Origin of the sequence: Azonexus hydrophilus, from assembly GCF_001956855.1 — a bacterium.
GTDB lineage: Bacteria > Pseudomonadota > Gammaproteobacteria > Burkholderiales > Rhodocyclaceae > Azonexus > Azonexus hydrophilus_A.
The window spans coordinates 482,655-509,236 of record NZ_MTHD01000003.1 but is presented as its reverse complement, the minus strand read 5'-3'; the positions used below and the strand labels follow the sequence as shown (position 1 = coordinate 509,236).

Genomic DNA, 26,582 nt, shown 5'->3' with positions numbered 1-26,582 from the left:
AGCGCGACATGAAAGGCGACAAGAAAGTCATCGAAGTCCTGAACAAGGTCCTGAAGAACGAACTGACCTCGATCAACCAGTATTTCCTGCATGCCCGCATGTTCCGCAACTGGGGTCTGGAAAAGCTCAACGACTACCAGTACAAGCAATCGATCCGCGTCATGAAGGAAGCCGACAAGCTCATCGAGCGCGTCCTCTTCCTCGAAGGCCTGCCCAACCTGCAGAACCTGGGCAAGCTGATGATCGGCGAAAACGTCGTCGAATGCCTGCAAGGCGACCTGAAGTACGAGCAGACCATCCAGCGCCCGCTGCTGATCGAAGCCATCGCCCTGTGCGAGGAACTGCAGGATTACGTCAGCCGTGAACTGCTGGAAGACCTGCTGGAACATTGCGAGGAAGCCATCGACTGGCTGGAAACGCAACAAAGTCTGATCGAAGACGTCAGCCTGCCGAATTACCTGCAGGCGCACATGGAGCCGGGCGAAGGCTGATTCGCCTCATCCCGGACCACAGAAGCCGCGGCCAGTCCGCGGCTTTTTCGTTGACGGACGGCAACGGGCATTTTCCTTGCATTACTACGGTCGACCGCAGAATTCCGGGAAAAACTGTCAGCTAACCGACAAGCGGTCATTCTGCGTATTGACATCCATTCTCAAATAGATAGAATGCAAATTGTTCGCATTACCTAACTATTAACGGAGACGAAGCATGTACGTTTGCGTGTGCCAGGCAGTCACGGATCGCCAGATTCGCGAAGCAGCGGAAAGCGGCGCGCGAACGCTCAAGGATCTCCGCCGCGATCTCGGCGTCACCCGCGACTGCGGTCGCTGCGCCTCCTGCGCCCATGAATGCCTGAAGGAAGCCCACAGTTGCGCGCCCAAGCCGGGCAAGGTCAACCGCATGGCGGCATGAAAACCGGAAGCTGAATGCAAAAACGGGAACCCGAGGGTTCCCGTTTTCGTTGACGCCGGCCAGAATGCTCAACGATAGCCTGTGCGATCCAGCAGTTTCTGCGCCGCCGGCAACTGGTTGGCGATCGTCACCAGGGATGTCGTGTCGGCCTTGAACTGACCCAATTCCGCCAATTCTTCATTGCTGACCTTGACTGTCGGCACCGCCGGCCACTCGTTGTTGCCATTGGCGAAATAGCGCTGCGCGTCGTCACTGGCGAGATATTCGAGAAAACGTATCGCCGCCTCACGATTCTTGCTGGTCTTGACCAAGCCGGCGCCGGAAACGTTGATATGTGTCCCGTAACTGCCCTGATTGGGCCAGACAACACCAAGCCGCTTGACCAGGTTACGATCCTCGACTCGCTCGGAGGCCATCATCCGCACCAGGTAATAGCTGTTCGAGACGGCCACGCCGCACTCACCGGTTGCCACCGACTTGATCTGATCGGTATCGCCGCCCCTGGGATTGCGCGCCAGATTGGCGACCAGCCCGCGGGCCCACTCCTCGGCCCGGGCCTCACCCTGATGGACAATCTGCGAAGCAACCCAGGTCAGGTTGTAGATATGCCCGCCCGGAATGCTGCAATACAGGCCTTTCAGTTTCGGATCGGCGAGCGACTCGTAAGTCGGTACATCCTCGGCCTTCAACTTGCGCTTGTTGTAGATGATCATCCGCGCCCGGGTCGAAAAGGCGAACCAGGTTTCCGAACGCAAATATGCCGGAATCCGCGCTTCCAGCACCGCCGACTTGACCGGTGCGAAGATACCCCAGGCATTGGCCACGGCCAGACTGGCGGCATCGACGGTAATGAAGACATCGGCCGGGCTGTTCGCGCCTTCGTTGCGGATGCGCTCCAGCAACTCATGCGCCTTGCCTTCGATGCGGTTGATGCGGATGCCGGTTTGTTTGGTGAAGTCGTTGTACAGCGCCTCGTCGGCCTGATAGTGGCGCGCCGAGTAGAGGTTGAGCACCTTCTCCTGTGCCTGGGCCGCATTGAGCGAAAGCAAGGCGGCAAGAAAGGGAAACAGTTTTTTCATCATCATTTTGCTTCCTCTTACGGCTGAGCCCACTGGCGCAGCAGGTTGTGATAGACCGCTGTCAGCTTGAGCAGCCGCTCGTCGTCAGGCGGCACGACGCCGCTCATCCCCTGGATCGCCTGGTCGAGATCGAAGAGCAGCGTGCGCGAGCTGTCGTTCTGCACCATGCTCTGGATCCACATGAACGATGCAATGCGCGCACCGCGCGTCACCGGCATCACCCGGTGCAGGCTGCTCGACGGATAGAGCACCATGTCGCCGGCCTCCAGCTTCGCCGCCTGGATGCCGAACGGCCCCTCGATTTCCAGCTCGCCGCCGTCATATTCATCAGGTTCGGCCAGGAACAAGGTCGCTGACAGGTCGCTGCGCACCGAAACCGAGCTTCCCGGTACCTGCATCACGGCGCTGTCGACATGCGCTCCGTAGGTCCCGCCATCGGCATAGCGATTGAACTTCGGCGGGTAGATACGGCTGGGCAGCGCCGCCGAGATGAACAGCGGGTTGTTTCCGAGCTTCCTCAGGATGCGGTTGCCGAGTTCGACCGCCAGCGGCGAGCCATCCGCCAGTTGCTGGTTGCGCTTGACCGCGCGCGCCAGCGTCCCGGCCGTCTTCAGCCCGTCTTCCCAGGGCGCCGCAGCAAGCTGCTCGCGGAATTGCCTGACCTCGTCCTTGCTCAGGACGCCTTCAATTGGAATCAACATCTCGTTTCCTCTTCCGTTTCCTTGAAAATCATCGCCGGGCCGATATCGGCCAGCGTCGCGCAGCCCGCTTGCGCCATGCACACTTCCAGTTCTTCGCGCAGCAGGCGCAGCATGTGGGCAACGCCGAGCGCCCCGGCCACTGCCAGGGCATAGATCTGCAGACGTCCGACCAGCACCGCATCGGCGCCCAGCGCCAGGGCCTTGAAAACATCGCCGCCGGAGCGGATGCCGCTGTCGAGCAGCAGCGGATAGCCGGCACCGACTGCAGCACGGATCGCCGGCAGCGCCGCCAGGCTTGCCGGCACGCCGTCGAGCGAACGCCCGCCATGATTGGATACGATGATTCCGGCAACACCCCGCGCCTGCAACTGTCGTGCATCGTCCGGATGCAATACGCCCTTGACCACCACTGGCAGGCGGGTCTGGCTCAACAACCAGTCGAGGTCGTCCCAACCAGGCGCCTGTGCCATCACCCCCTGGAAAACCCGGCTCTGGCCGCGCTCGATGACGCACGGGGCCGGCTCCGGATAATCTGTCAGGCTGGCGGCGACAACCTGTTCCGGCATGACAAAACCTGCACGTTGCGCGCGCAGGCTGGGCAGCTTGATCGCGGTGTCGAGCGTCACCACCAGCACCCGGTAAGCAGCGGCTTCGGCGCGCTTGACGAGGTCGAGCGTATGCCTGCGCTCAGCCTGGAAATACAACTGGAACCAGCGCTCCTCGCCGGCGTGCGGAGCCACTTCCTCCAGCGTCCGACCCGCCAGTGTGCTCAGCACGAAACCACTGTCGGTAGCTGCCGCGCCACGGGCAACATCTATCTCGCCCTGGACATGCGCCAGGGTCTGGTAGGCCAGCGGCGCCAGCAGGATCGGATGCACGAGCCGGCGCCCGAACAGGTCGACAGCCGTATGCCCCCGACCAAGTTCGCGCAGCAGACGCGGCCAGAGCCGGGTGGCATCGAAGGCCGAACGGTTCGCCGCCAGAGTTATCTCGCGCCCGCAACCGCCAGCGATATAGGCGTGACGGTCCGGCGCCAGGAAATGCTCGGCGACGATTTCGTAGTCCTGCGCGCAACGGATTTCGGCAGGAATGGCGGTCAGCGGAGGACGATTCTGTTTCATCAATGACAACGGGCGAATTCCTTGAATTCGCCCGTTTCCGACAGGTTTTGCTTAGAACTCGTAATTGAGCGTCACCCGGGCATTGCGCGCATCCCCTTTGTAGAGGAACGAACCCGAGCGGTAGCCGGCAAGGTAGTAATCCTTGTCGAACACGTTGCCCACGTTGACACGCAGCTTGGCCGCCTTGTTCAGACGGTAGTCAGCGAACAGATCCCAGACGGTATAGGCAGGGATCGGCTGACTGTATTGTCCGGCCGCGTTATAACTGGCTGCGGTGTCCGGCTCACCTGCGTATTTCTTGCTTTCGTACTTCACGGCTGTTCCGAAAGCAAATACCGGGGTGAGCTGGTAACGCAACTGCGCCGAAGCCGACTTGTCGGCAAAGTTGCTCAGGGTCTTGCCTTTGTGGTTCGAATTGGCCGACTTGGTGACTTCCGCATCCATCAGGGTCAGACCGGCAAAGGCGCTCAGCTTGTCGGTTATGTTACCGGCCAGACCGAATTCAATGCCGCGAACACGGTTTGCTGCGCTATTGAAAGTCCCGGTCGAGGTATAGCCGGAGGCCTCCATGACATCCGTCTTGGTGATCTGAAATACCGCGGCAGTCGCCAGCAGCTTGCCACCCATCAGATTCCACTTCGTCCCCAGTTCGACATTCTCGGTCTTTTCCGGTTTCGCGCCAGCCACCTGTCCGTTCAGGGTGATGAGACCACCATAACCGCCACTGGTACCAACGTCCGACTCGCCGCCATTGAGGTCCTTGGCTGTCGAGTAGGTCAGGTAAACATTGGCATCCGGCAGGAACTTGTAGGTCACGCCAACATGGCCGTTCCACATGCTTTCGCTGTAGGAATAGTCACCCGTCAAAACCCCTGTAGCGGCAGTCTGGGTTTTCAGGGAAATCCGCGTCCGGTCGTAACGCAGACCAGCGAAAGCCGTCCATTTATCGCTCAGATCAACGGTATCCATGATCGAGGCGGATATTGCTTTGGCACGCCAATCCTGGTCCCAGTTGAATTTCCGGATATTGCTATGGTCAATTGCCCCATCGACATTGGCGAACGCCACATTATTTGCGCTGGGCTGATTCGTTGCCGTTATTCCATTGATTGAGTAAATGCCGTTGAGGACCGCGTGATCCGTATACTCCAGCCCGAAATTCCATTCGTGCTTCATGCCGGCGATTTCGGTATCGACGAACAGGTTGGTCTGATTCGCGAAGTAATCGACTTCCTGCCAGCCCTGGTGTGTCGACAGCCGGAGCGTAGTATCGCTGACATAGCCAGCACCGGTTGCCACATAACCATTTTCCGACTTGCCCCAACGGGTTGCATTGGTGATGCGGACCTGATCGTTGAAGCGGTACTTGAGACGTGCCGTCAGGGTATCCACCTCGGACTTCAGGAAGTCGTTGTCCTGAGCGTACACCGGAGCATTTTTGAACGGCTTGCGGTTGGGCACGGTGCCGTACAGATAAGAGCCCATATCCGGGCGATCCTCACCGCGAAAACCGTAGTAATCAAGCACGATGTCCAAGCGATCAGTCGGCTTGATCAGCGCCGACAATGCCACCCCCTTACGCTCCCGGTCGGCCGGTGCGCGATCAGGCACATCTTCGTAACCATAGAGAACGTTGGCGCGCAGCGCCACGGTATCGGTCAACGCGTAGTTGGTATCAACCGTCACGCGACGATGGTCATCGGTACCCAGACCAACCGATAGCTTGGTGAAATCATAATCGGTGGTGGCCTGTTTGGTGATCGAGTTGATCGCACCGCCAACAGTACCGCGGCCGGCAAAACTTGAATTCGGGCCCTTGGAGACTTCCACCTGCTCGACGGCAAAGCTCTCACGGATACTCATCCCGGGATCACGCAGGCCATCGACGAAGACGTCGCTGCGTGCTTCCTGACCGCGGATAATGTAACGGTCACCGAAAGCATTGCCGTTTTCACCTGTACCCAGCGTGATACCGGGTTGGGTATCGAGGATGTCACGCAAATCCGTGTAGCCGGAATCCTCGATCTGGGTCTTGGTCAGGACGTTGATGGTCGCCGGCGTTTCAGCCAGGGGGCGCTTGCGCCGCTCATCGCCGGAGATGCGAGCCTTATAGGGTGCATCTGGCTCGGCATAGGGATTGTGATCGATCACGCGTTCAACCACGGTGACCGGATCCATTTCCGCTTCCTTGGCAGATTCGTCGGCCAGGAGGCTTGCCGGAGCGAGCATCGCCGTGGAAATACCCAGCGCAATGCTGGTTTTGGTCATCGACGGGCTGACTACCCGTGTTGTCCGGAAGCTGGCCGGAAAAATGGCTGCGGAGGCTTTTCGTTTCACTGTCGTATCCAGGAAAACCGCTGCGGGGCAACCCGGGACAAACCGCACAACGTGAAACGGCCGTGACCAGACAGGTGCCCCAACAACGAGACGGTTGGGGGAAAAGCTGGCTGGCGTTTGGCTGGCTTGCTTAAATGCTGTTGATAATGTATCTCATTTGCTATTCTGTTACAAGCTGTAACGCTTCAGCAACAGGAAATCATGACAGCCCCGCTGCAACATGACAGACAGCACCACCGTCAGGACACTGCCGGGAAAAAGCACCCGCACCGCCGCTCCTTCGTCCGGCAATGCTGCAGCATATTGCGCGAGTGCTTCCCGGCTCACCGGATCACTGTCACGCAGCGTATCCAATAGTCTTTTTCCTGCCCCTGTTTCAACGGTGCTGACGCCCGGAATCGCCACTTCCAGTATCCGCAGCAAAGAACGCCGCTCGATCTCGTCATCAGGCAGCAGTGCCAGCAACAGGCAAAAAGCAGAGCCACTGCTCATCACGCAGCATCACTCGGCATCGAACCCGGCATCCTCGATCGCCCCGACCAGTTCGCCGCGACCGACCTGTTGCGCATCAAAGGCAACGACCGCCTCGGCCTTTTCCAGCGACACTTCGGCCGAAGCGACACCAGGCAGGCCGGTAAGCACGCCGGTGATGTTCCTGACGCATCCCTGGCAGCTCATGCCGCCGATCTTGATGATGGTGTTTTCCATGTTTCAGCTTTCGTGAAGAAAAGGTTGGCTGCGCAGCAGTTCGGTCATCCGCGCCGCAGTAAGCGGTTTGCTGAAATGATAGCCCTGAACCATCGCGCACCCCATATTGCGCAGGAGGGCAAGTTGCTCTGCCGTCTCCACCCCCTCGGCCAGCACCGTCAGGCGCAGGTTGCGCCCCATGCTGACGATGGTCGAGGCAATCGCGCGATCGTCGGCATCGCGCTCCAGGTCCATGACGAACGACCGGTCGATCTTCAGCTTGCCGACCGGGAAACGCTTCAGATAGGCCAGCGACGAATAACCCGTACCGAAATCGTCGAGCGACAGACAGACGCCCATGCGATTCAGTGCAGATAGCGTGCCCAGCGTGAATTCGGCATCGTGCATCACGGTGCGCTCGGTCAGTTCCAGTTCCAACCGATCCGCTGCGAGCCCGGAAGTACTGAGGGCGCCGGCGACCATTTCGACGAAACCGGCCTGACGGAACTGCACCGGCGCCACATTCACGGCCATCGTCCGCAATGCCAGTCCCTCATCGATCCAGGCCTGGGCCTGACGGCAGGCCTCAAACAACACCCAGTCGCCAATCGGGTTGATCATTCCGGTTTCCTCGGCCACCGAAATGAAACGGTCGGGCATGATCATGCCAAGGTCGGGATGGCACCAGCGGATCAAGGCCTCGACGCCGACGATCTCACCGTTTTCCAGGCTGACCAGCGGCTGGTAGTGCAGTTCGAACTCTGCTGCGGTCAACGCATGGCGCAGGTTACTTTCCATCATCAGACGCTCGAGCGTCGCCATGTTCATCTCGGACGAATAGAACTGGAACGTGTTGCGACCGAGATCCTTGGCCTTGTACATCGCCGTGTCGGCGTTCTTCAGCAGCGTGTCGATGTCCTTGCCGTCCTGCGGATAGAGGCTGATGCCGATCGATGGCGTGATGGTCAGCGCGTGGCCGCCGACGGAAAACGGTGCCGCGGCGATTTCCAGCACCCGACGGGCAACATCGGCAGCGGCGGCAGCGGTGACCTCGGGCAACAGGATGATGAACTCGTCCCCACCCAGCCGGGCCAGCGTATCAACCTTGCGCACCACTGCGGCATAGCGCTGGGCCAGCGCACACAGCAATTCGTCGCCGACGCTGTGCCCGAGCGAATCGTTGACCCGCTTGAAGTGGTCGATATCGAGAAACATCAGGGCTGCGCTGCCGTTTTCCCGCTCGGCGCTGGCAATCATCTGTTCGACCCGGTCGTGCAGCAGGCGCCGGTTGGGCAGGCCGGTCAGCGCATCGAAATCGGCCAGCTCGCGGATACGCAGCTCGGCGGCCTTGCGGTCGGTGACATCGAGCACGGTGCCCACCGATACCGGCAGATTGCCGAAACGTGCCGGCATGCCGAGAATCGACATGGTGAATACCGATCCATCCTTGCGCCGCCCGGACAACTCGTAGGCCTTTCCCGGCACGCCGGCAGCGCGCAGCGCCAGTTGCTCGGCAACGATGTCGTGCTGTTCGGGAACGACCAGGTCAAGCGGACCGATGCGGCTCTGAAAATCGTCTTCGCTGTAACCAAACAGCTCGCGCATGAACGGATTGACGTAGATGAAGCGCCCTTCCCCCATGACGAAAATACCAACCTGCGCCGCCTCCATGGTGGCCTGAAACAAGTTGGTACCTCCCTCGACCTTTCCGGTCATCGTTGCTCCATGGCCCCTGACTGCGCACCCCGCGGCCGCCAGCGCTTGAGCAGCAGCGAATTGGAGACCACGGAAACCGAACTCATGGCCATTGCCGCCCCGGCCACGACGGGATTCAACAAACCCGCTGCCGCCAGCGGGATACCCAGCACATTGTAGATGAAGGCGAAAAACAGGTTTTGCCGAATCTTGCCCAAAGTCGCAGCGGACAGCGAAATGGCATCGACCACTCCGAGCAGGTCGTTGCGGATCAGCGTCAGATCGGCCGCCTCGATGGCTGCATCGGAACCGGCCCCAATGGCAAAACTGACATCGGCGGCGGCCAGCGCCGGCGCATCGTTGATGCCGTCGCCGACCATCGCCACCAGCATTTTTTCCGTTTTCAGTGCGTTGACCGCAGCAGCCTTGTCGCCGGGCAGAATACCTGCCCGGAACTCGGCGATACCGGCCTGTTCAGCGATCGCCGCTGCCGTCGCCGCGTTGTCGCCGGTCAGCATGACGACGCGGATACCGCGCTGGCGCAAGCGGGCAACCGCTTCGCGCGAGGTCGGACGCAGCGCATCGGCAATGGCGATCAGGGCCAGCGGCGTCACTGACTCACCCTGCACCTCGCCAAGCACGATCACCGTCTTGCCGGCGGCTTGCAGCGACACAATCGCCGCGTCGGCATCCAGGCCAAACCACGCCGGGGCGCCAAGTTTCAGGCTGCGCGCCGCAACCTCGCCCGTCACACCCTGCCCCGGCGTTGCCCGGAAATTGGTCACGGCAGGCAGGTCGACCGCAACATTCGCCTGCATCACCGCCCGCGCCAGCGGATGTTCCGAATGATGCTCGAGCGCGGCCGCCAGGCGCAGCGCCTCGTCACGCGTACCCTGCAGCGGCACGACATCGGTCACCTGCGGCTGACCGCAGGTCAGCGTGCCGGTCTTGTCGAGCGCCAGCACGCCGATCTTCTCGGCCCGTTCCAGCGCCTCGGCGTTGCGTACCAGGATGCCGGCGCGGGCTCCCTGGCCGGTGCCGACCATGATTGCCGTCGGCGTCGCCAGCCCGAGCGCGCACGGGCAGGCAATGACCAGCACCGCCACCGCATTGACCAGCGCTTCGGCGAAATCGCCGCTGACCCACCACCAGGCAACGAAGGTCGCCAGCGCAATCAGGCAAACCACCGGCACGAAGATGCCTGAAATCCTGTCGGCCAGCCGCTGCACCGGCGCCTTCGAACCCTGCGCCTCGCCGACCAGGCGGATGATGCCGGCCAGCAGCGTCTGTTCGCCGACACCGGTCGCCCGGCAGCGCAGCGAACCCTGGCCGTTGGCCGTCGCGGCAAAAACGCGATCGCCGGCGGCTTTGCCGACCGGCATGCTTTCGCCGGTCAACATCGCCTCGTCGAGGCTGGATTCGCCATCGATCACCTCGCCATCGACCGGCACACTCTCGCCCGGGCGCACCAGAAAGATATCGCCCGGCATCAGCGCATCCACCGGCAACTCGATCCATTGGCCATCGCGCTCGACGCGCGCAGTTTTCGGGCGCAGCCGGATCAGCGATTCGATGGCTTCGGAAGTCCGCGCCTTGGCCCGTGCTTCCAGCAACTTGCCGAGCAGCACCAGCGTGATCACCGCCGCCCCGCCTTCGAAATAGACGTGCTGATCGTGCAGGCCGAACACCGTCACTGCGGTCGAAAAGCCCCAGGCCATTGTGGTCCCCAGCGCGACCAGCACATCCATGTTGGCCCCGCCGCCGCGCAATGCCTTCCAGGCGCCGTCGTAAAAACGCCAGCCGATCCAGAACTGCACCGGCGTCGCCAGCACGAACTGCAGCCAGCGCGGCAATTCGTTGGCATGCCCGCCTTCGCCGAACATGAACAGCATCTGGCCGACCAACGGCAGCGTCAGCGCAACCGCAATCCAGAAGCGGCGTATTTCCTCGCGGTACACCCGCATTTTTTCCGCTTTTTCCCGGGCTCGCGTACCTTCATCGACAATCTCCGCCGAGAACCCGGCCTTGGCCACGGCCGCAATCACCGCCTCGGCAGCGACGCCGTTCAGGCGCACCCGCGCCCGCTCGGCAGCCAGATTGACGTTCGCCTGCATGCCGGCCTGCCGGTTGAGCACTTTTTCCAAGCGCGCAGAACACGCCGCGCAAGTCATGCCGCCAATGGCAAACTCGACGACTTTTTCTGCATTTTCCAACGGCACCTGCGGATTCACTTCAGGCTCCTTCAAGCAGATAACGCAAACCGAACAGCCCGTATACGCCAAAACCGAGCACCAGCAAACCGGAAAGCGTACGCACCAGCGGCCGCCGGACGAATTCGTTGATCCGGGCCAGAACGATGCCGGCGAGCAGCAAATTGGGCAGCGTCCCCAGCCCGAAAGCCAGCATCAAGGCCGCGCCCCGACCCGCCGAACCCGCCGACAAGGCACTGGCCAGCGCACTGTACACCAGGCCGCAGGGCAACCAGCCCCACAGCATGCCGAGCGGAAAAGCCTGGCGCACCGTCGTCGCTGGCAGGAAACGCCGCGTCAGCGGCTGTACCCGGCGCCACAGGGCCTGACCGGCACGTTCGGTAAACGCCAGGGCGCGCGTCGCCCCCAGCAGATAGAAGCCGAGCGCGATGAGCATCAGGTTGGCAAACAGGTAGAGGATCAGGCGGGCCGGCACTTGCCCTTCCAGCCCCAGGCTGGCCGCACCGAGGGCGCCGGCGATGGCGCCGGCCAGTGCATACGAGAGAATGCGCCCGCCGTTGTAGGCAAGATGCATCGTCCAGCGCGAAGCGCCGCCCATGGCCAGTGCACCGACGATGCCACCGCACATGCCAACGCAGTGGGTACCGCCGAGCAAGCCAACGAGAAACAATGCAAAGAAGCCGGAATCGGGCATGGGAGAAAGCAAGCGGCCAGAACATCAGACAAGCGGACAGTTTAACCTGCCCGCTGCCCGCCCGATACCCGCATCCCGCCTAGATCACCTTGGAGTAACGCGTCCGCTGGCGGTCGGCCCGCAGATAACGGTCAAAAGCCATCGAGATCACGCGCACCAGCATGCGCCCCGGCGGCAGAACGGTAATCCAGTCGCGCTCAATCTTCAGCAGACCGCCACGCTCCATCTCCCGCAGATCCTCGATTTCCGCCGCAAAATACTTGTGGAAATCGATCAGGTGCGAGCTTTCGATGCTCTCGATGGACAACTCGAAGTGGCACATCAAGGCCTGGATGATCGAACGCCGCAGGATATCGTCGGCATTCAGTTCGATGCCGCGCACAATCGGCAACATCGGCGCATCGAGACGGTCGTAATACTCGTCCAGCGTCTTGACGTTCTGGTAGTAGGTCGGCCCGACCTTGCTGATCGACGAGATGCCGAACGACAGCATGTCGCAGTCGGCATAGGTCGAATACCCCTGGAAATTGCGGTGCAGCCGCCCCTGGCGCTGGGCCACGGCAAGTTCGTCGTCGGGCTTGGCGAAGTGATCCATGCCAATGAAGACATAACCGGCGTCGGTCAACTTGCGAATGGCCAGCGCGAGAATCTGCAGGCGCTCCTCCGCCGTCGGCAGGTCAGCATCGGCAATACGGCGCTGCGGCTTGAACAGGCCAGGCAGGTGAGCATAGTTGTAGATCGACAGACGATCCGGGTCCATCGCCAGCACGCGTTCCAGCGTACGGTTGAAGCCGATCACGTTCTGATGCGGCAGACCGTAGATCAGGTCGACCGATACCGACTTGAAACCGCTGGCACGGGCTGCCGTGATCACGTCAGCGGTTTCTTCCTCGCTCTGCACGCGATTGACGGCGACCTGAACCTTCTCGTCAAAATCCTGGACACCGACGCTCATCCGGTTGAAACCAAGTTCGCCAAGCAACTCAACCGTCGCCCGATCGACCTTGCGCGGATCGACTTCAATCGAGTACTCGCCACCATCAAGCAGCTTGAAGTGCTTGCGCGTCTCGGCCATCAACTGCCGCATTTCATCATGCGACAGGAAAGTCGGCGTACCGCCACCCCAGTGCAGCTGGATCACCTCATGCTCGCCATCGCGGCCTTCCAGCGCCGCACTCTGCAGCGCCAGCTCCTTGCCCAGGTACTTCAGGTACTTGGCACTGCGCCCGTGATCCTTGGTGATGATCTTGTTACATGCACAGTAGTAACAGATGGTGTTGCAGAAAGGGATGTGGAAGTATAATGACAGCGGCCGGCTTATTCCGCCGATGTTGCGCTTGCCGAGCCAGAGCGCAGCAGCCTCCGAGTCGAATGCTTCGACAAAGCGGTCTGCTGTCGGATACGACGTGTAACGAGGACCGTTCACGTCAAAACGGCGAATGATCTGTGGATCGAAGACGAGGTTTTCAGTTGCGAAATTCATTTAACATAGCGCCAAGTTTAGGTTCGATTATGTGGGGATGGATCGCATTTTCGGTTGACATGGATCAAGCCGATGCAGGTTGCCAATGCCCAATACAATACCGTTGAATCAGGAGATTTCCCTGTCCGTCATCAAGACGGCCTGTTCCAACTGCAATCTGCGCGAACTTTGCCTGCCCTTCGGCCTCAGCCTGGAAGAGCTTGAGCGTCTCGACGACCTGATTTCGACCCGGCGTCGCATCAAGCGCGGCGATCACCTGTACCGTGCCGGCGAAGCCTTCGACTCGATCTACGCGATCCGCAGCGGTTTCTTCAAGACCGACGTGCTGCTCGAAGACGGACGCGACCAGGTCACCGGTTTCCAGATGGCCGGCGAACTGCTCGGTCTCGACGGCATCAGCACCGAACATCACACCTGCAACGCGATCGCACTCGAAGACAGCGAGATCTGTGCGATCCCGTTCTCGCGGCTGGAAACCCTGTCGCGCGAGATCCACAACCTGCAGCATCACTTCCACAAGGTGATGAGCCGCGAAATCGTCCGCGACCATGGCGTCATGATGCTGCTCGGCACGATGCGCGCCGAGGAACGACTGGCCGCCTTCCTGCTCAACCTGTCGCAGCGCTTCACCGCCCGCGGCTTCTCGCATGCCGAGTTCTACCTGCGGATGACGCGTGAGGAAATCGGCAGCTATCTCGGCTTGAAACTGGAAACCGTGTCGCGCGCCTTCTCGAAGTTCCAGGAAGAAGGCTACATCGCTGTCCAGCAAAAGCATATCCGCATCCTGAACGTAAATGGCCTGAAGGCCTTGATGAACCATCGGGTCTGATCGTCAGGGCGTACTGACCGGCACCAGACGCAACAATTTTCCGTTACTGGCGTCGGTCAGCAGGTAAAGCAACCCGTCCGGGCCCTGACGGACATCGCGGATACGCCCCTCGCGACCGGTCAGCAAGCGCTCCTCGCGAACGACACGCTCGCCATCAAGCTCCAGCCGGACCAGCATCTGGAATTTGAGCGCGCCGACGAACAGGTTGCCGCGCCAGCCGGGAAAACGATCGCCGGTATAGAACGCCATCCCGGAGGGCGCGATTGACGGTGTCCATTGATGCAAGGGCTGCTCCAGCCCTTCGCGCTGCGTACCGACACCGATTTTTGTGCCAATACCGTAGTTGACCCCAAAAGTGATCACCGGCCAGCCGTAATTGCGCCCGATCCGGGCGACATTGATCTCGTCGCCGCCTTGCGGGCCATGCTCGTGCGTCCACAACTCGCCGGTGACCGGATGCAGCGCCGCGCCCTGCATGCTGCGGTGGCCGACGCTGAATATTTCCGGACGGGCGCCGGCAACACCCCGCCAGGGATTGTCTGCAGGAATGCCGCCATCGTCGTGAAGCCGCACCAGTTTGCCCGCGAGATCGTCGAGGCGCTGGGCCCGCGCCATTTCGCCCCGATCGCCCTGGGTGACATGGAGCAATCCGGCTCGATCGAACACCAGCCGGGAGCCGAAATGCACGCCACCATCCGACTTCGGCCACTGCCGGTAGATGACCTGCACATCGACCAGACGATTACCGGCGCGATCGGAGACCCAGCGTCCGCGCAACACCTCGGTACCGACACCACCCTCGCCAGCGCCCGCATAACTGAGATACACCCACCCGTTCCCGGCGAACCCCGGGTGCAAGACGACATCGAGCAGACCGCCCTGACCACGCGCCGAAACCGCGGGAATTCCGGCAACCGGACGTGGATCGAGACGACCGTCGGCATCGATGACGCGCAGGCGTCCCGGACGTTCCATAACCAGATAACGGCCATCAGGCAGAAAAGCAACCGACCAGGGATGTTCCAAGCCCGCCGCGACCACCTCGATACGGAAGTTTTCCCGTTCGCTGCGGATCGGCGGCTGCTCGGCCCCAACGGCAAATCCGGTCAGGCAAAAACCAGTTGCGAGCAAGCCCGCCATCATCCATCCATGCCGCATCAACATCTCCTGTTCAACGACTCAATCCCAGCCACAGCCGCTCCGAGTCATCACCGGATTGCGCCTGATCCCAATAGGGATCATCGCCGAAACGTTGCTGCAGGAAATCGACAAAAGCCCTGACTTTCAGCGGCAAATGCCGGTTGGGCAGATGCACGGCGTAAATGAAGCGCTCGACTGGCACATAGCCGGGTAAGACTTCGACCAGCCGGCCGGCCTGCAGTTCGCTACCGATGATGAAAGTCGGCAACAGGGCCAGTCCCAGACCGCCAAGCACGGCCTGCGACAGCGCCTCATCGTCGTTGATGCGCAAGGTGCCGGAAACCGCTACCGAAGCATCGCCTTGCGGCCCCTGAAGATGCCAGAACCCCTGGGCATTCATGTAGGTGTAGTCGAGACAATTGTGCCCGACCAGATCTTCGGGAACCCGCGGTATGCCGCGCCGCGCCAGATAGGATGGACTCGCGCAGATCTTGCGCCGGATTGGCGCCAGGCGCCGGGCCACGAGATTCAAGCCGGGCTCCGGCGCAATGCGCAGCGCCAGGTCATAACCTTCCTCGACCAGATCGACAAGACGATCGCTGATCGTCATGTCCACCGACACGTCGGGATATTGCGCCATGAAATCCGGCAAGGCCGGGGCCACGTGCAGGGTGCTGAAAGCAACCGGCGCGCTGAATTTCAACCGCCCCCGCGGCTCCTGATGCAGGCTGCTGACCGTGTTGTCGGCCAGCGCCAGCTCATCGAGGATGCGGTCGCAATGCTCGAAGTAGGCTTCGCCAACTTCGGTCAGGCTGAGCCGCCGGGTGCTGCGCTGGAGCAGACGGACCCCGAGCGCCGTTTCCAGTCGCGCCACGGCCTTGCTGACCCGCGACTTCGAGATACCGAGCCGCAGTGCCGCCCCGGAAAAACTCCTGGCCTTGACCACCTGGGCAAACAGCAGCATGTCGTTGATATCACTCATCTCGGAACTTTATTGTTATCAAATTGGAAACAGTTTTATTCAAAGTTGCCGACTTATCAAGTGACAGCAAGCGATCTAACATCCCAAGTCTTCAAAACAAGATTAACCACCTCAAGAAACAAAAGAAAAAACACTTTAAATGCAACAAACTAACCTGATCATCGGCGAGACCGACTTTGTCCGCCTGATGGCGAGCCAGCCCCCGCCCGATTTACGTGCAGAGCTTGAACGCGCAATTGTCGTCCAGGACGAATCAATACAGAACGACACCGTCACGATGGGGTCACGCGTACGCTACGCCGAACTCGAAACCGGCAACAGCCGTGAAGTCGAGATCGTTTTCCCGGAAGAAGCCGACCCGGCGCAGGGCAGGATATCCGTGTTCGCCCCGGTTGGCGCCGCGCTGATCGGCCTGTGCATCGGCCATGAAATCGACTGGGATTTCCCGGGTGGCAATACCCGCCGACTGGTTGTCGTCGGCGTCACCCAGCCGACTGCCGGCCCGGCCGAAGACAAATCACCACAACACTGAAAAACACGCCAGGGAGCCCAATATCGTGCGCTACAAGTCATTCGAGGAATTCACCCAACACGTTGCCGCACGAAACCCCGGGCAACCCGAGTTCCATCAGGCGGTCACCGAAGTCATCGAAAGCCTCTGGCCGTATATCCAGCAACATCCGAAATATGCCGAGCACGGCCTGCTCGACCGCCTGGTCGAACCGGAACGGGTCATCATGTTCCGCGTTTCCTGGGTGGACGATCATGGCGAAGTGCAGGTCAACCGCGGCTACCGCATCCAGCACTCGTCGGCCATCGGCCCGTACAAGGGCGGCATCCGCTTCCATCCTTCGGTCAACCTGTCGATCCTGAAGTTCCTGGCTTTCGAGCAGACTTTCAAGAACGCGCTGACGACGCTGCCGATGGGCGGTGGCAAAGGCGGCTCCGATTTCGACCCGAAGGGCCGCAGCCCGGGCGAAGTCATGCGCTTCTGCCAGGCCTTCGTCAGCGAACTGTTCCGCCACATCGGCAGCGACACCGACGTGCCGGCTGGTGACATCGGCGTTGGCGGGCGCGAAGTCGGTTTCATGGCCGGCATGATGAAAAAGCTGTCGAACCGCGCCGACTGCGTGTTCACCGGCAAGGGCTTGAGCTTTGGCGGCTCGCTGATCCGCCCGGAGGCCACCGGCTACGGCACCGTCTATTTCGCCGAGCAGATGCTCGCCCAGCAAGGCTGCAGCTTCGCCGGCCGGCGGGTCAGCGTTTCCGGCGCCGGCAATGTCGCCCAGTACGCCGTGGAAAAGGCCATGGCGCTCGGCGCCAAGGTCATCACTGTCTCCGACTCAAGCGGCACCGTCGTCGACAACGATGGCTTCACGGCGGAGAAACTGGCCGAACTGATGGAGGTGAAAAACCACCGCTATGGCCGTGTCAGCGACTACGCAGAGCGCGTCAAGGCCGACTTCCTGCCCGGCGTCCGTCCGTGGCACGTACCGGTGGACATCGCCCTGCCCTGCGCGACACAGAATGAACTCGACGGTGACGATGCTCGGACCCTGGTGAACAACGGCGTGATCTGCGTCGCCGAAGGTGCCAACATGCCGTCTACGGCAGCAGCAGTGCGGGTTTTCGAAGAAGCCGGCGTGCTCTACGCCCCGGGCAAGGCCAGCAACGCCGGCGGCGTCGCCACCTCCGGCCTGGAGATGAGCCAGAACGCCATGCGCCTCTCCTGGCAGCGTGAAGAAGTCGATACCCGCCTGCACGAGATCATGTGCAACATCCACGAAGCCTGCCTGAAGTATGGACGAGGCCCGGATGGCAAGGTCAGCTACGTCAATGGCGCCAACATCGCCGGCTTCGTCAAGGTTGCCGATGCAATGCTGGCGCAGGGCGTGGTCTGAACGGCATCGTTCAGAAACGGTGTTTCAGCGTTACCCCGGCCAGCCAGTTGCGGCCGGGCGCTGATTCGTAATAGCGGCCGTTGCTGTCGCCAACGATTACCGAACCGACGTACTGGCGATCGAACAGGTTGTCGATGCGCAGGAAGGTACCGACCGACAACGCGCCGTAATCGCGATCAAGCGCGAAGCGCAGGTTGGCGATCGCGTAGCCGGGTGCCGAACGCGCGGCATTAGTGTCGTCGACATAGACCCGGCTCCGCGCCAGCGTTTCGATCGCCGCCTGGAAACCGCTGACCGCATGTTTCCAAGCCAGTTCGCCGTACAACTGCGAGGACGGCACGCCGGGCAGGCGGTTGCCGGCAGCGACGACACCACTGTTGCCGGTATAGGCCTCGTCGAATTCGGCGCGCAGGCCGGTGTAGGCGAGACGACCGGAAAAGCCCCCCGACCAGCGCACGTCGAGCGCCGCCTCAATGCCACGGCGCAGGGTACGACCGGCGTTGATGTAGCTGGTGCGACCGCCAGCCGAGGCAGCCACCACCAGTTCATCCCGGGTCCGCACTTCGAACAGCGCGATGTCCAGCCGGCTGTTGTTGCCGAGCAGGGCCTTGATACCGGTTTCCAGGTGGGTACTGGTCGCCGGCTTGAGGTCGAAACTGAAGCTGGCACCCGGCCCGGAATAGAAAAGCTCGTTCAGCGATGGTGTCTCGAAACCGCGGGCAACGCTGGCGTAGAGATTGACGCCAGGCGTCAGCGCGAACGTTGCTGCCAGCGTCGGCGTCGTCTTGCGGTAGTCGACCTCACCACTGTCGTCACCGTTACCGGCGACGATGTAGTGGTCGCTGACCTTGAAGCCAACCCGGCTATGGCGCAGGCCGCCGCTGAAACCCCAGCGCTCGCCCTGCCACTGGCCCTGCACATAGACACCGCTAGCCGCCACCCGGTCGGTTTCGTCGCGGCGCAGGCGGCCCTTGACCCCGAGCGTGGCACCGATGAAATTCTCGTAGCCTTGGCGGTCATCGAGCGAACGCTCGTAATCGACGCCCAGGGTTGTCGTCAGCCGGCCGCCGGCCAGCCGGCTGCGGGCAATCCAGCGCGCCGAGGCGCCGGCAAAGCTGCGGTCGAAATCGATGACGCCGCCCGAATGGCGCGGATTGCCCTGCACCCCGACCGGGATGGACTGGTACTGGATCACCGAGCGCTGGCCGGCGTAGGTCGACAACTGCAGGGCATGTTCGCCGAAACGATGCTCGTAATTGAGCCCGGCCTGTTGCTGGCTGATCCGCTTGCGCGTATCAAAACTGAGTGCGCCCGGGGTGACGCCTTCCGGCCGGCTCTGGTAAGCGGCCCAGTCGAGCCCGAGCGGGTCGTCGGCGATCTGGCGGAAGCTGCTGGCAACAAAAGTCAGCCGCCCGTCCGGGCTCGGCGAAACGCCGAGTTTGACCAGGCCCTGGTCGCGCCGGACGGCGCTATGGTCGCGGTAACCATCGGACACGAAACGCGAGGCATCGACGACATAGGCCAGACCGCCGACCTCGCCCTGGCTGGCCAGATCGCTCTTCCAGGTGTCGTTGCTGCCAGCGCTGAAACGGCCCTCAATACTTGGCCGCCCCTTGCCATCCGGCGTAAACAACTGGATGACGCCGCCCGCCGCGTTGCCATAAACCGACGACAGCGGCCCACGCATGACCTCGATGCGCTCGGCACGGTCGAGATTGAAGGTCGCCGCCTGCCCCTGTCCGTCCGGCATCGACGCCGGAATACCATCGGCCACCAGACGGATGCCGCGGACGCCGAAGGCGGTTCTGGCGCCAAAACCGCGCGACGAAATCTGCAGATCCTGGGCGTAGTTCTGACGATTCTGGACGACGATCCCGGGCACACTTGCCAGTGCCTCGGAAGCATTTACCCCAAGCTGGGCGGCGCCAATTTTTGCCGAATCGACCACGTCGACCGCAGCAGGCAGATCGAACGTGCTCTGCTCGACCCGGCTGCCGGTGATCACCATCGGGTCGAAACGGATTGCCTCGTCGGCCAGCGCCGGCGCGGCAAAGGCCAGCGCCAAGCAGGTGGCGAGCGGGTTCATGCGGTGAGTTTTCATTTTGTCTCCGGTTGTAATAATGGCTGTTTCAACGTGCCGGTTCGAGAATTTCCTGCTCGACCCCCGGGAACAGATGGCCGACCGAGCGCCGGTATTCACTGGCGGATAGCGGTAGCACGGCAAACTCGGCGGGGATCGCGCGTGCCATCGTCTCGTTCATGTCCAGCCCCTCTTCCGCCGAACGGCGCAGGGCCATCTGCAGCCAGTTCAACCAGGCGCGGGTCTGCCGCAGCGGCGCGGCATCGCGCGCCACCGGCCCATGCCCGGGAACGATCGCCCGGAAACCCGGCTCGCGGGTGATCGCCTCCAGCGCATCGAGTGCCGCCAGCCAGCGGCCGACATCAGCGTGCGGTGTCGTCGGCGCCCGCTCGAAAAAACCGAGATCCCCGGTGAACAGCACGCCGCTGGTTTCGTCGTAAATCGCCAGATCGGCCTCGGTATGTCCGGCCAGTGCCAGCAGGCGCAGGCGGCGCCCGGCAGTTTCCTGGTGGCCGGCCCGCAGCGCCTGCCCGGGAACCACGACTTCAGTACCCTGCATCCAGTCGCCGGTCAGGCGAAAAAGGTTTTCAGCAAAGGCATTGCCCTCCTCGCCAATACCCTTGATGGTGCCCGGCAGCGCCGCCAGCGGCACGCCTGCAAAGGCCTGGTTGCCGAGAAAATGGTCGGGATGATGATGGGTGTTGATGACCAGCACCAGTGGCCGCTGATCCACGGCGGCAATCGCCCGGCGCATCTGCTCGCCGTAGCGGCGCGACGGTCCACTGTCGATGACGATGATGCCGCCCGGCGCGACGATGAAACCGGTATTGACGATGTTGCCACCGTTGGCTGGCGTAAAGTCCTCGGTCTTGCCGATAAACGCATGGACACCATCGGCAACCCGCTGCGCCTTGAGCCCGTAATCGAAATCGGCAGCCCCGGCAGCCCCGGCAAGCAGCACAAGAAAGCCCGACAACCAGCGCTTCATGGCGCTATCCTCGCGTGGAAGGCATTACCGTTGTTGTCGTAGCCGCGCACCTCGACCGGCCCGGCGACAGCGCCACGACGCAGCGTGAACACCGGGTTCTCGCTGACCGGCTCGTGCAGTTGCAGGCGCATCAGGCGCTGGCCCGCCGCGTCTAGCAACTCCACCTGATCCAGGTGAAAAGCGGGAATTCCGGCAACCAGGCCAGTATCCATCGGATGCTCGATGCGCAGCCGGATCCGGTCAGCCTGCGCCCCCCTGTTCCACTGCCGGCCGCTGACCTGATTGAGCCGCGCCTGCCAGTCCGGGCTACCCGCCTTGGCCGAGGGCACAGTGCAGCCTCCGCCGACCGTGGTCACCCAGGTGCCGCCGACGTGCCAGACACCATCGGCTGTCCGCGCCGCCGCCCGCACCGGCGTCGATTGCTGCAGTTTGATGCGAAAACCCAGCCAGGCCGGTGCTGCCTCCGGAAAAAAGCGCATCACCTCGACGATGGGATTGAAATCGGCAAAAACCAGCACCTCACTGACCGGCCCGAGTTCGCTGGCGTCCACAGTAAGCGGCACCTGCAGCGGATTTTCGGCCACGGCTGGCGCCAGCACCCGGACCCGCGGATCGAAACGCAGCGTCGCCCCTTCCGGGAACAGGTAGCGCATATCCGCCCAGCGCGGCGACGCCAGCGGATCGACCTCGTCCTGCCCGGCCAGCGCAGGCCGGACAGTCGCCAGCACCGCCAGCAAAACGGCGGCAATGCCTGTCATCAGATTCATGTCTCACTCCACGCCCTGTGGGCTGTTTGGTAGTGAGTTCGCAAGCGCCGTGCCAACACCAGAACCCCGCCCTGTCCCGCGCGAGCATCCGATGCAGCAGGCACGCTGTTCAAGCGTGGAGCAGTTGCTTCCATTTGCAGCAAGACGGTTAGCTGCCTGACCGAAGACCGGCGCTACCCGCCGGTCGGCATCTCGACTGCCCGGTGATCATGGCCGGCGTGCTGTGCGACGGCAGTGCAAGCAGATGCGCACGGTCTTCTGCCGGAAGCTCCCGACTTATTCCAGCCAATAATGTTGGGATTAGTGCGGAGGCTGCCCTGATGACAAAACTGCGCGAATTCTGCGGTCGACCGCAAAAATTTGCGGTTTTTCCGGATTGAATTGACTTGGGAGAGTGCTTAGGACGTACGCGGGGAATTCGGCCATTCCGGCCATTGGCATAAGGCGCTCAATCGGGCTGCTATCGGCCGCTTACCTGCCGCTTAGCCTTGAGAGGTCCTGAGCGGCAGCTTTCCCTTCTGGCGAATACGTGCTCTCGACCCACAAGAGACACTCATCCCATCGGGGATTGAACGGTAGGTTTGCGATTGGAGGGGTCGTTCATCCTCCAAGCTTGATCATTAGTTATATCGGCTCGCTACTGTTGGCAATCCTCAAACCGGTGTCGTACGGCTTAAGCAACTCCTAGCGTATATGCACTATGATTTTGACTCTGTAAAATTTCTCAGGCGGCGCAATGGTTTCCCCACGACTGGTAGCAAAAATTGAATCCGAAGAACCAACCCTCCGGCTTGCAGTGCTTATCGATGCGGACAACGCACAAGCTGCCGTTATCGAAGGAATCCTCGCGGAAGTGGCTCGGTTTGGCGAAGCTTCTGTCAAGCGGATTTATGGCGATTTCACTTCCCCGAACAGCTCATCCTGGAAAAAAGTTCTTCAGAAATACGCCATCAAGCCAGTCCAGCAATTCGCATACACAACAGGAAAAAATGCGACGGACAGCACACTCATCATTGACGCGATGGATCTGCTCTATACCCGCCGTTTAGATGGCTTCTGCCTGATTACCAGTGATAGTGACTTTACGGGTCTAGCCACTCGCATTAGAGAAGAAGGTCTATTGGTTTTGGGTTTTGGTGAACAGAAAACCCCTGATGCATTTCGAAATGCGTGCAATAAATTTATCCTCACAGAGGTACTGCGCCGCCCCGCCCCCGAACCCGAAGTGGTTCCAAACAAGTCTGATGCGATTCCTGTTGCGGTGGCAAAACTCACCCCAGAAGGGCTGGATTCCACTGTTTTTCCCAAGGGTTTTCTCCTTTCCGCTCTTGAGGAATCTTCAGATGAAAGCGGATGGGCTCATCTTGGCACTTTCGGCAGCTATCTCACAAAGCTCCAACCGGACTTTGATTCTCGGGTATATGGCTTCAAGAAATTATCTGACTTGGTAAAAGCCAAGACTGATTTGTTCATTACCGAAGAACGCCTACCACCTGGCAGCCAAACCCAAAAACAACTTTACCTACGCGCAAAGTAATCAAAAATTTCGCGTGCGTTAGTTACCAACATGTGGCTTACGTCGCCATAACAGATCATCACAACGGTGCCTTCATGAGAAACAACAAAACCTCAGATACGAATTCCCTGCGAGACCGAATTGACCATCTGATCAAAGCAATTAGTGCGGGCATGTACGAACGGGAGGAAATCATTGCTGTTTCACTCCTGGCGGTACTCTGTGGGCAGAATACATTTCTGTATGGCCCACCAGGGACAGCAAAGAGCCTGATATCCAGGCGCCTCTCCTGCGCCTTTCATAAACCGGCCTACTTTGAATATTTGATGAACCGCTTCAGCACACCTGAGGAAGTATTCGGCCCTGTTTCGATCAAGGCATTAAAGGAGGATCACTATATTCGGAAGACAGATTCCTATCTCCCGAAAGCAGATTTCGCCTTTCTCGACGAGATCTGGAAATCCAGTCCTGCAATCCTGAATACCCTTCTGACACTCATCAACGAACGGATATTCAAGAATGGTGAAACCATAGAGCAAGTGCCGCTCAAGGCATTACTTGCTGCATCAAATGAAACGCCAGACATCAACCAAGGGCTAGAGGCGCTATATGATCGTTTCATTGTCCGCTTGATGGTTCAGCCCATCGGTGAGCTGCAACATTTCGAGTTCTTACTGAACAGTAAACCTAGTTCGGCAGAGGCTAATGTTTCTGAGGAGCTTCGCATTAAATCTGACGAATGGGATGCTTGGCAGCAACAAATCCACTCAGTCGCGCTGTCCTCAGAAACACTGACGATCATTCATCTGATCCGTGAAAAACTGGCGAAGTTGGATGAGTCGACCGCGATTTACGTATCTGATCGGCGTTGGCAACGCGCTGCCATATTGATGAAGGCTGCGGCGTTCTTTAATGGAAGAATGGCAACCAACCATAGCGATGCGTTGCTATTGCAGCATTGCCTTTGGACGGAAGAAAAAAATCATCAGGCAGTGACGGATATTGTCATGGAGGCGGTAAAGGCATCGGGAATTAATAGTGAATATAGCTTGGCCGATATTGACCGAAAAAAGGAAACCCTCGAGCAAGAAATATCCGAGGAGCTATTTCATTCGTCAGACATATACAAGACAGAAAAAATACAGGGAAAAGAGTTCTTTAAATTCGCCCCAAATTTTCCTCGCTCAGGACACTACAACTCAAGTAAGTTGATTTACCTTTCATGTGAAAAAATCAAATCCCAAACCCCCTTCACGCCCGTGGATATATCGGGCAATGTGATTCGAGAAATCGAATGCTCTTTCGATGGGCAAGGGTCGTGTAAGGTTCAATATATACAGAACAGAGATTCCGTCAATTTCACGCCAGCCATCCTGATTAAAAAAGGAGATAAAAAAGAAGGTGTCAACCAGCGGCTTATTGCGGCACTATCCAAATCAGTTTCTGAAATCAAGTCTCAGCTTCTATCAGCATTAGAAATAGTAACCAATAATTTTTCAAAAATTGAATCTGAGCTTGCTTCTCTTTTTGTGCCAACCGAAAAAACCAATCTGGCGATTCTCGGCATTTCTGAGCAGGTTGAAAGCTTGAAACTCCGTATCAAGGATTGCGAACGGCTTGAAGAGCTATGCCGATAAGCCCAATCGTAATCGCGTCAGAAAGCATCCGCGACGAGATAGGCTCTTCCTATTCACCATTGCTGGCCAGTTCGAATGCCATCCGTAGCCACGTCACTGATCGAATCAGGGAATGGGAGTTGGCGACTACGTCCATTCTCGATTCGAGATTTCCTTTCTTATCGCAAGAACAAGATTTTTTCGACTGGCACAATCGCCTGCAAAACCCAGCCATTTCCGAGAGCGACCTTGCTAAGGCTGTGGATGGGTACATGGATTTCTGCAAGGAAACTGGGCATCCCGCTAACGAATCGTTTTGGCGAGGTCAGTTCAAATCAAAAACGCCGAAAACGCCCATTGCCCAAAAGCGCGCTGACGACACCTCAATTGGCATCCGCCTCTTGTTGAATGAATGGCAAAAGCGAATGGATCGAGTTCGTACGGAATGGGAACTTCGAGAAATCGAGGCACGCCGGGCTGCTCTCATGGTAGAACTCGAAAAAATATTGCGCTCATTGAAGAGCTTGCGAGAGCGGCTTCAAGAGCTTGGCCTAGATACGGGCCTCTTGCTTGACCTGTCCAAGGGGAGTCTCACTGCTCAGGACATCCAGCAATTCGAGCGATGGGCAAAATACCTTGCGGAAGATAATGGTATCAGGACGTTGTGCGAACTCTTGGGAAAAATCCGACAAATTGAACTGTCGGAAAAAATTGAGCGCGTCAGGTCCGTCACTCCTGTTCAAGCAAACCTTCCTGACATCAACTCACGGGAGGAAATTATCGGCATCCGGCTCGGGCGTGATCTTGAACATGTGTTGCCCTCTGAACTTGCGCTACTTGCAGACCCTGACACTGCCATCCTATTCGACCTGAAATATGTCGAATCCAGTCTTATGTGCTTTGATATGAACGGTATTCAAAACATTCATAGGCATGTGGAAACAGAAGAAGAGCGAAGTATTAAAGAAGCCGAAAAGCAAGGCCCAATGGTTATTTGTATCGACACCAGCGGATCAATGAACGGTACGCCCGAGACTGTTGCCAAGGCTGTCGCTCTTTTCCTCGCCACGAAAGCAAGGGAGCAGAAAAGACCCTGTTACCTGATCAATTTCTCGACAGGTATCTACACTTTGGATTTGAGTGCAGATATCGGCATGGAATCCCTGCTACGCTTTCTAGGGATGTCATTTCACGGAGGCACTGATGTTGCTCCAGCCCTTGAGCACGCATTGGATAAGATGGAAGAGGATGCTTACAAAAACGCAGATCTGCTGATCGTTTCCGATTTCATTATGTCCGAACTGCCAGAATATTCGCTAAGCCGAATAGAAGGCCGACGACTTGACGGGAACCGTTTTCACTCGCTTGTTGTGGGGAACTGCTACATGTCCCATCGCCTGAAAACGTTTTTTGACAATGAATGGGTTTATGACCCGCGAACCAGTCGTATTCATGAACTGGTAAGTTTTGAGCGAAACATAATCGAAAAAGCGAGTGTTCAATAGTTTGTGGCTGTAATTGCTGCAATCACAAGATGAACTACAGCATTGGCGATGCATGGGATTCGCTATTCTGGCCACTTAGGGAGTAGCGCAGGCGTTTGAATGGCTGCATTGTGGAAACGTCGTGCGGCAACTCCTGGCTGAAGACTGCCTTTGGGGATGCGCTCCCGCAAGCAGCCGCTCGCCGTTGGTCGCGATGTTGCCACAGACCGCTTTCGGACAAAATGCCCAATGAGTACAATCGGCCAGGAGCGGTCCGTCGGGATGCTATCCCGAAAGCGGACATTCGCCCATCTCGCTTTCGAGTATTGGAGTTCGTATACAGGCGCTATGGAACGGTAG

The 26,582-nt window shown here is 59.5% G+C and carries 23 protein-coding genes; 8 read left to right on the top strand and 15 right to left on the bottom strand.

Going from position 1 to position 26,582, the window contains the following annotated elements; genetic code table 11:
- Positions 1-8: 8 nt before the first annotated feature.
- Both bfr and BJN45_RS11135 read left to right on the top strand, forming a co-directional pair.
- Positions 9-491: a bacterioferritin gene (bfr, locus tag BJN45_RS11140; protein WP_076095162.1), complete on the top strand. Its 483-nt coding sequence runs from the start codon at positions 9-11 to the stop codon at positions 489-491.
- A 217-nt stretch (positions 492-708) separates the two neighbouring features.
- The gene (locus BJN45_RS11135; protein WP_076095160.1) at positions 709-912 is read left to right on the top strand and encodes a (2Fe-2S)-binding protein; all 204 of its coding nucleotides are present in this window, start codon (positions 709-711) and stop codon (positions 910-912) included.
- A 68-nt stretch (positions 913-980) separates the two neighbouring features.
- Here BJN45_RS11135 and BJN45_RS11130 read toward each other — a convergent pair whose 3' ends face one another.
- The 10 genes from BJN45_RS11130 to hemN all read right to left on the bottom strand — a co-directional run bounded on the left by BJN45_RS11130 (position 981) and on the right by hemN (position 12,919).
- Positions 981-1,997 (bottom strand): extracellular solute-binding protein, encoded by a 1,017-nt coding sequence (locus tag BJN45_RS11130; RefSeq protein ID WP_076095158.1) that lies wholly within the window; start codon positions 1,995-1,997, stop codon positions 981-983.
- A gap of 11 nt (positions 1,998-2,008) precedes the next feature.
- On the bottom strand, positions 2,009-2,692 hold the full coding sequence (locus BJN45_RS11125; protein WP_076095156.1) for a Fe2+-dependent dioxygenase: 684 nt from the start codon (positions 2,690-2,692) through the stop codon (positions 2,009-2,011).
- Positions 2,686-3,813 carry an alpha-hydroxy acid oxidase gene (locus BJN45_RS11120; protein WP_076095154.1) on the bottom strand — a complete coding sequence of 376 codons (1,128 nt, stop codon included), beginning with the start codon at positions 3,811-3,813 and terminating at the stop codon, positions 2,686-2,688. The genes BJN45_RS11125 and BJN45_RS11120 overlap by 7 nt, the downstream gene beginning before the upstream one ends.
- A 51-nt stretch (positions 3,814-3,864) precedes the next feature.
- The gene (locus BJN45_RS11115; protein WP_076095152.1) at positions 3,865-6,150 is read right to left on the bottom strand and encodes a TonB-dependent receptor; all 2,286 of its coding nucleotides are present in this window, start codon (positions 6,148-6,150) and stop codon (positions 3,865-3,867) included.
- Between the two features lie 168 nt (positions 6,151-6,318).
- Entirely contained in the window at positions 6,319-6,642 is a 324-nt protein-coding gene (locus BJN45_RS11110) for a hypothetical protein (RefSeq protein ID WP_139326338.1), read from the bottom strand.
- Between the two features lie 9 nt (positions 6,643-6,651).
- The gene (locus BJN45_RS11105; protein ID WP_076095148.1) at positions 6,652-6,858 is read right to left on the bottom strand and encodes a heavy-metal-associated domain-containing protein; all 207 of its coding nucleotides are present in this window, start codon (positions 6,856-6,858) and stop codon (positions 6,652-6,654) included.
- A 3-nt stretch (positions 6,859-6,861) separates the two neighbouring features.
- On the bottom strand, positions 6,862-8,553 hold the full coding sequence (locus tag BJN45_RS11100; protein ID WP_083651214.1) for a putative bifunctional diguanylate cyclase/phosphodiesterase: 1,692 nt from the start codon (positions 8,551-8,553) through the stop codon (positions 6,862-6,864).
- A complete protein-coding gene (locus BJN45_RS11095; protein ID WP_276205214.1) occupies positions 8,550-10,763 on the bottom strand; it encodes a heavy metal translocating P-type ATPase in 2,214 nt (737 codons plus the stop codon). The genes BJN45_RS11100 and BJN45_RS11095 overlap by 4 nt, the downstream gene beginning before the upstream one ends.
- Before the next feature lies 1 nt (position 10,764).
- Complete coding sequence (locus BJN45_RS11090; protein WP_076095146.1) at positions 10,765-11,436, bottom strand: sulfite exporter TauE/SafE family protein; 672 nt, start codon at positions 11,434-11,436, stop codon at positions 10,765-10,767.
- A 79-nt stretch (positions 11,437-11,515) separates the two neighbouring features.
- Entirely contained in the window at positions 11,516-12,919 is a 1,404-nt protein-coding gene (gene hemN / locus BJN45_RS11085; RefSeq protein ID WP_076095143.1) for an oxygen-independent coproporphyrinogen III oxidase, read from the bottom strand.
- Positions 12,920-13,004: 85 nt separating this feature from the next.
- On the opposite strand from hemN, the gene fnr reads away from it, so the two are divergent.
- The gene (fnr, locus tag BJN45_RS11080; RefSeq protein ID WP_076095141.1) at positions 13,005-13,748 is read left to right on the top strand and encodes a fumarate/nitrate reduction transcriptional regulator Fnr; all 744 of its coding nucleotides are present in this window, start codon (positions 13,005-13,007) and stop codon (positions 13,746-13,748) included.
- 3 nt (positions 13,749-13,751) lie between these two features.
- On the opposite strand, the gene BJN45_RS11075 is transcribed toward fnr, so the two are convergent.
- Together BJN45_RS11075 and BJN45_RS11070 are read right to left on the bottom strand one after the other, a co-directional pair.
- Entirely contained in the window at positions 13,752-14,906 is a 1,155-nt protein-coding gene (locus BJN45_RS11075) for a PQQ-dependent sugar dehydrogenase (RefSeq protein ID WP_240494550.1), read from the bottom strand.
- 13 nt (positions 14,907-14,919) lie between these two features.
- Positions 14,920-15,870, bottom strand: coding sequence for a LysR family transcriptional regulator (locus BJN45_RS11070; protein WP_076095139.1), 951 nt, complete (start codon positions 15,868-15,870; stop codon positions 14,920-14,922).
- A 139-nt stretch (positions 15,871-16,009) separates the two neighbouring features.
- Here BJN45_RS11070 and rnk point away from each other — a divergent pair, with 139 nt between their 5' ends.
- A complete protein-coding gene (gene rnk / locus BJN45_RS11065; protein WP_076095137.1) occupies positions 16,010-16,402 on the top strand; it encodes a nucleoside diphosphate kinase regulator in 393 nt (130 codons plus the stop codon).
- A 25-nt stretch (positions 16,403-16,427) separates the two neighbouring features.
- On the top strand, positions 16,428-17,771 hold the full coding sequence (gdhA, locus tag BJN45_RS11060) for an NADP-specific glutamate dehydrogenase (RefSeq protein WP_076095136.1): 1,344 nt from the start codon (positions 16,428-16,430) through the stop codon (positions 17,769-17,771).
- Between the two features lie 10 nt (positions 17,772-17,781).
- Here gdhA and BJN45_RS11055 read toward each other — a convergent pair whose 3' ends face one another.
- The 3 genes from BJN45_RS11055 to BJN45_RS11045 are packed head-to-tail and all read right to left on the bottom strand — an operon-like array spanning position 17,782 to position 21,606.
- On the bottom strand, positions 17,782-19,872 hold the full coding sequence (locus BJN45_RS11055; protein ID WP_076095134.1) for a TonB-dependent receptor family protein: 2,091 nt from the start codon (positions 19,870-19,872) through the stop codon (positions 17,782-17,784).
- A 28-nt stretch (positions 19,873-19,900) separates the two neighbouring features.
- Entirely contained in the window at positions 19,901-20,839 is a 939-nt protein-coding gene (locus tag BJN45_RS11050; RefSeq protein WP_076095131.1) for a quinoprotein relay system zinc metallohydrolase 1, read from the bottom strand.
- Positions 20,836-21,606: a quinoprotein dehydrogenase-associated SoxYZ-like carrier gene (locus tag BJN45_RS11045; protein WP_076095130.1), complete on the bottom strand. Its 771-nt coding sequence runs from the start codon at positions 21,604-21,606 to the stop codon at positions 20,836-20,838. Before BJN45_RS11045 ends, BJN45_RS11050 begins: the two co-directional genes overlap by 4 nt.
- 736 nt (positions 21,607-22,342) lie before the next feature.
- Here BJN45_RS11045 and BJN45_RS11040 point away from each other — a divergent pair.
- The 3 genes from BJN45_RS11040 to BJN45_RS11030 all read left to right on the top strand — a co-directional run bounded on the left by BJN45_RS11040 (position 22,343) and on the right by BJN45_RS11030 (position 26,243).
- Positions 22,343-23,143 (top strand): NYN domain-containing protein, encoded by an 801-nt coding sequence (locus BJN45_RS11040; RefSeq protein ID WP_076095128.1) that lies wholly within the window; start codon positions 22,343-22,345, stop codon positions 23,141-23,143.
- A 74-nt stretch (positions 23,144-23,217) separates the two neighbouring features.
- A complete protein-coding gene (locus BJN45_RS11035) occupies positions 23,218-24,759 on the top strand; it encodes an AAA family ATPase (protein ID WP_076095308.1) in 1,542 nt (513 codons plus the stop codon).
- Positions 24,750-26,243: a VWA domain-containing protein gene (locus tag BJN45_RS11030; protein WP_076095126.1), complete on the top strand. Its 1,494-nt coding sequence runs from the start codon at positions 24,750-24,752 to the stop codon at positions 26,241-26,243. Before BJN45_RS11035 ends, BJN45_RS11030 begins: the two co-directional genes overlap by 10 nt.
- The last annotated feature ends 339 nt before the right edge of the window (positions 26,244-26,582 follow it).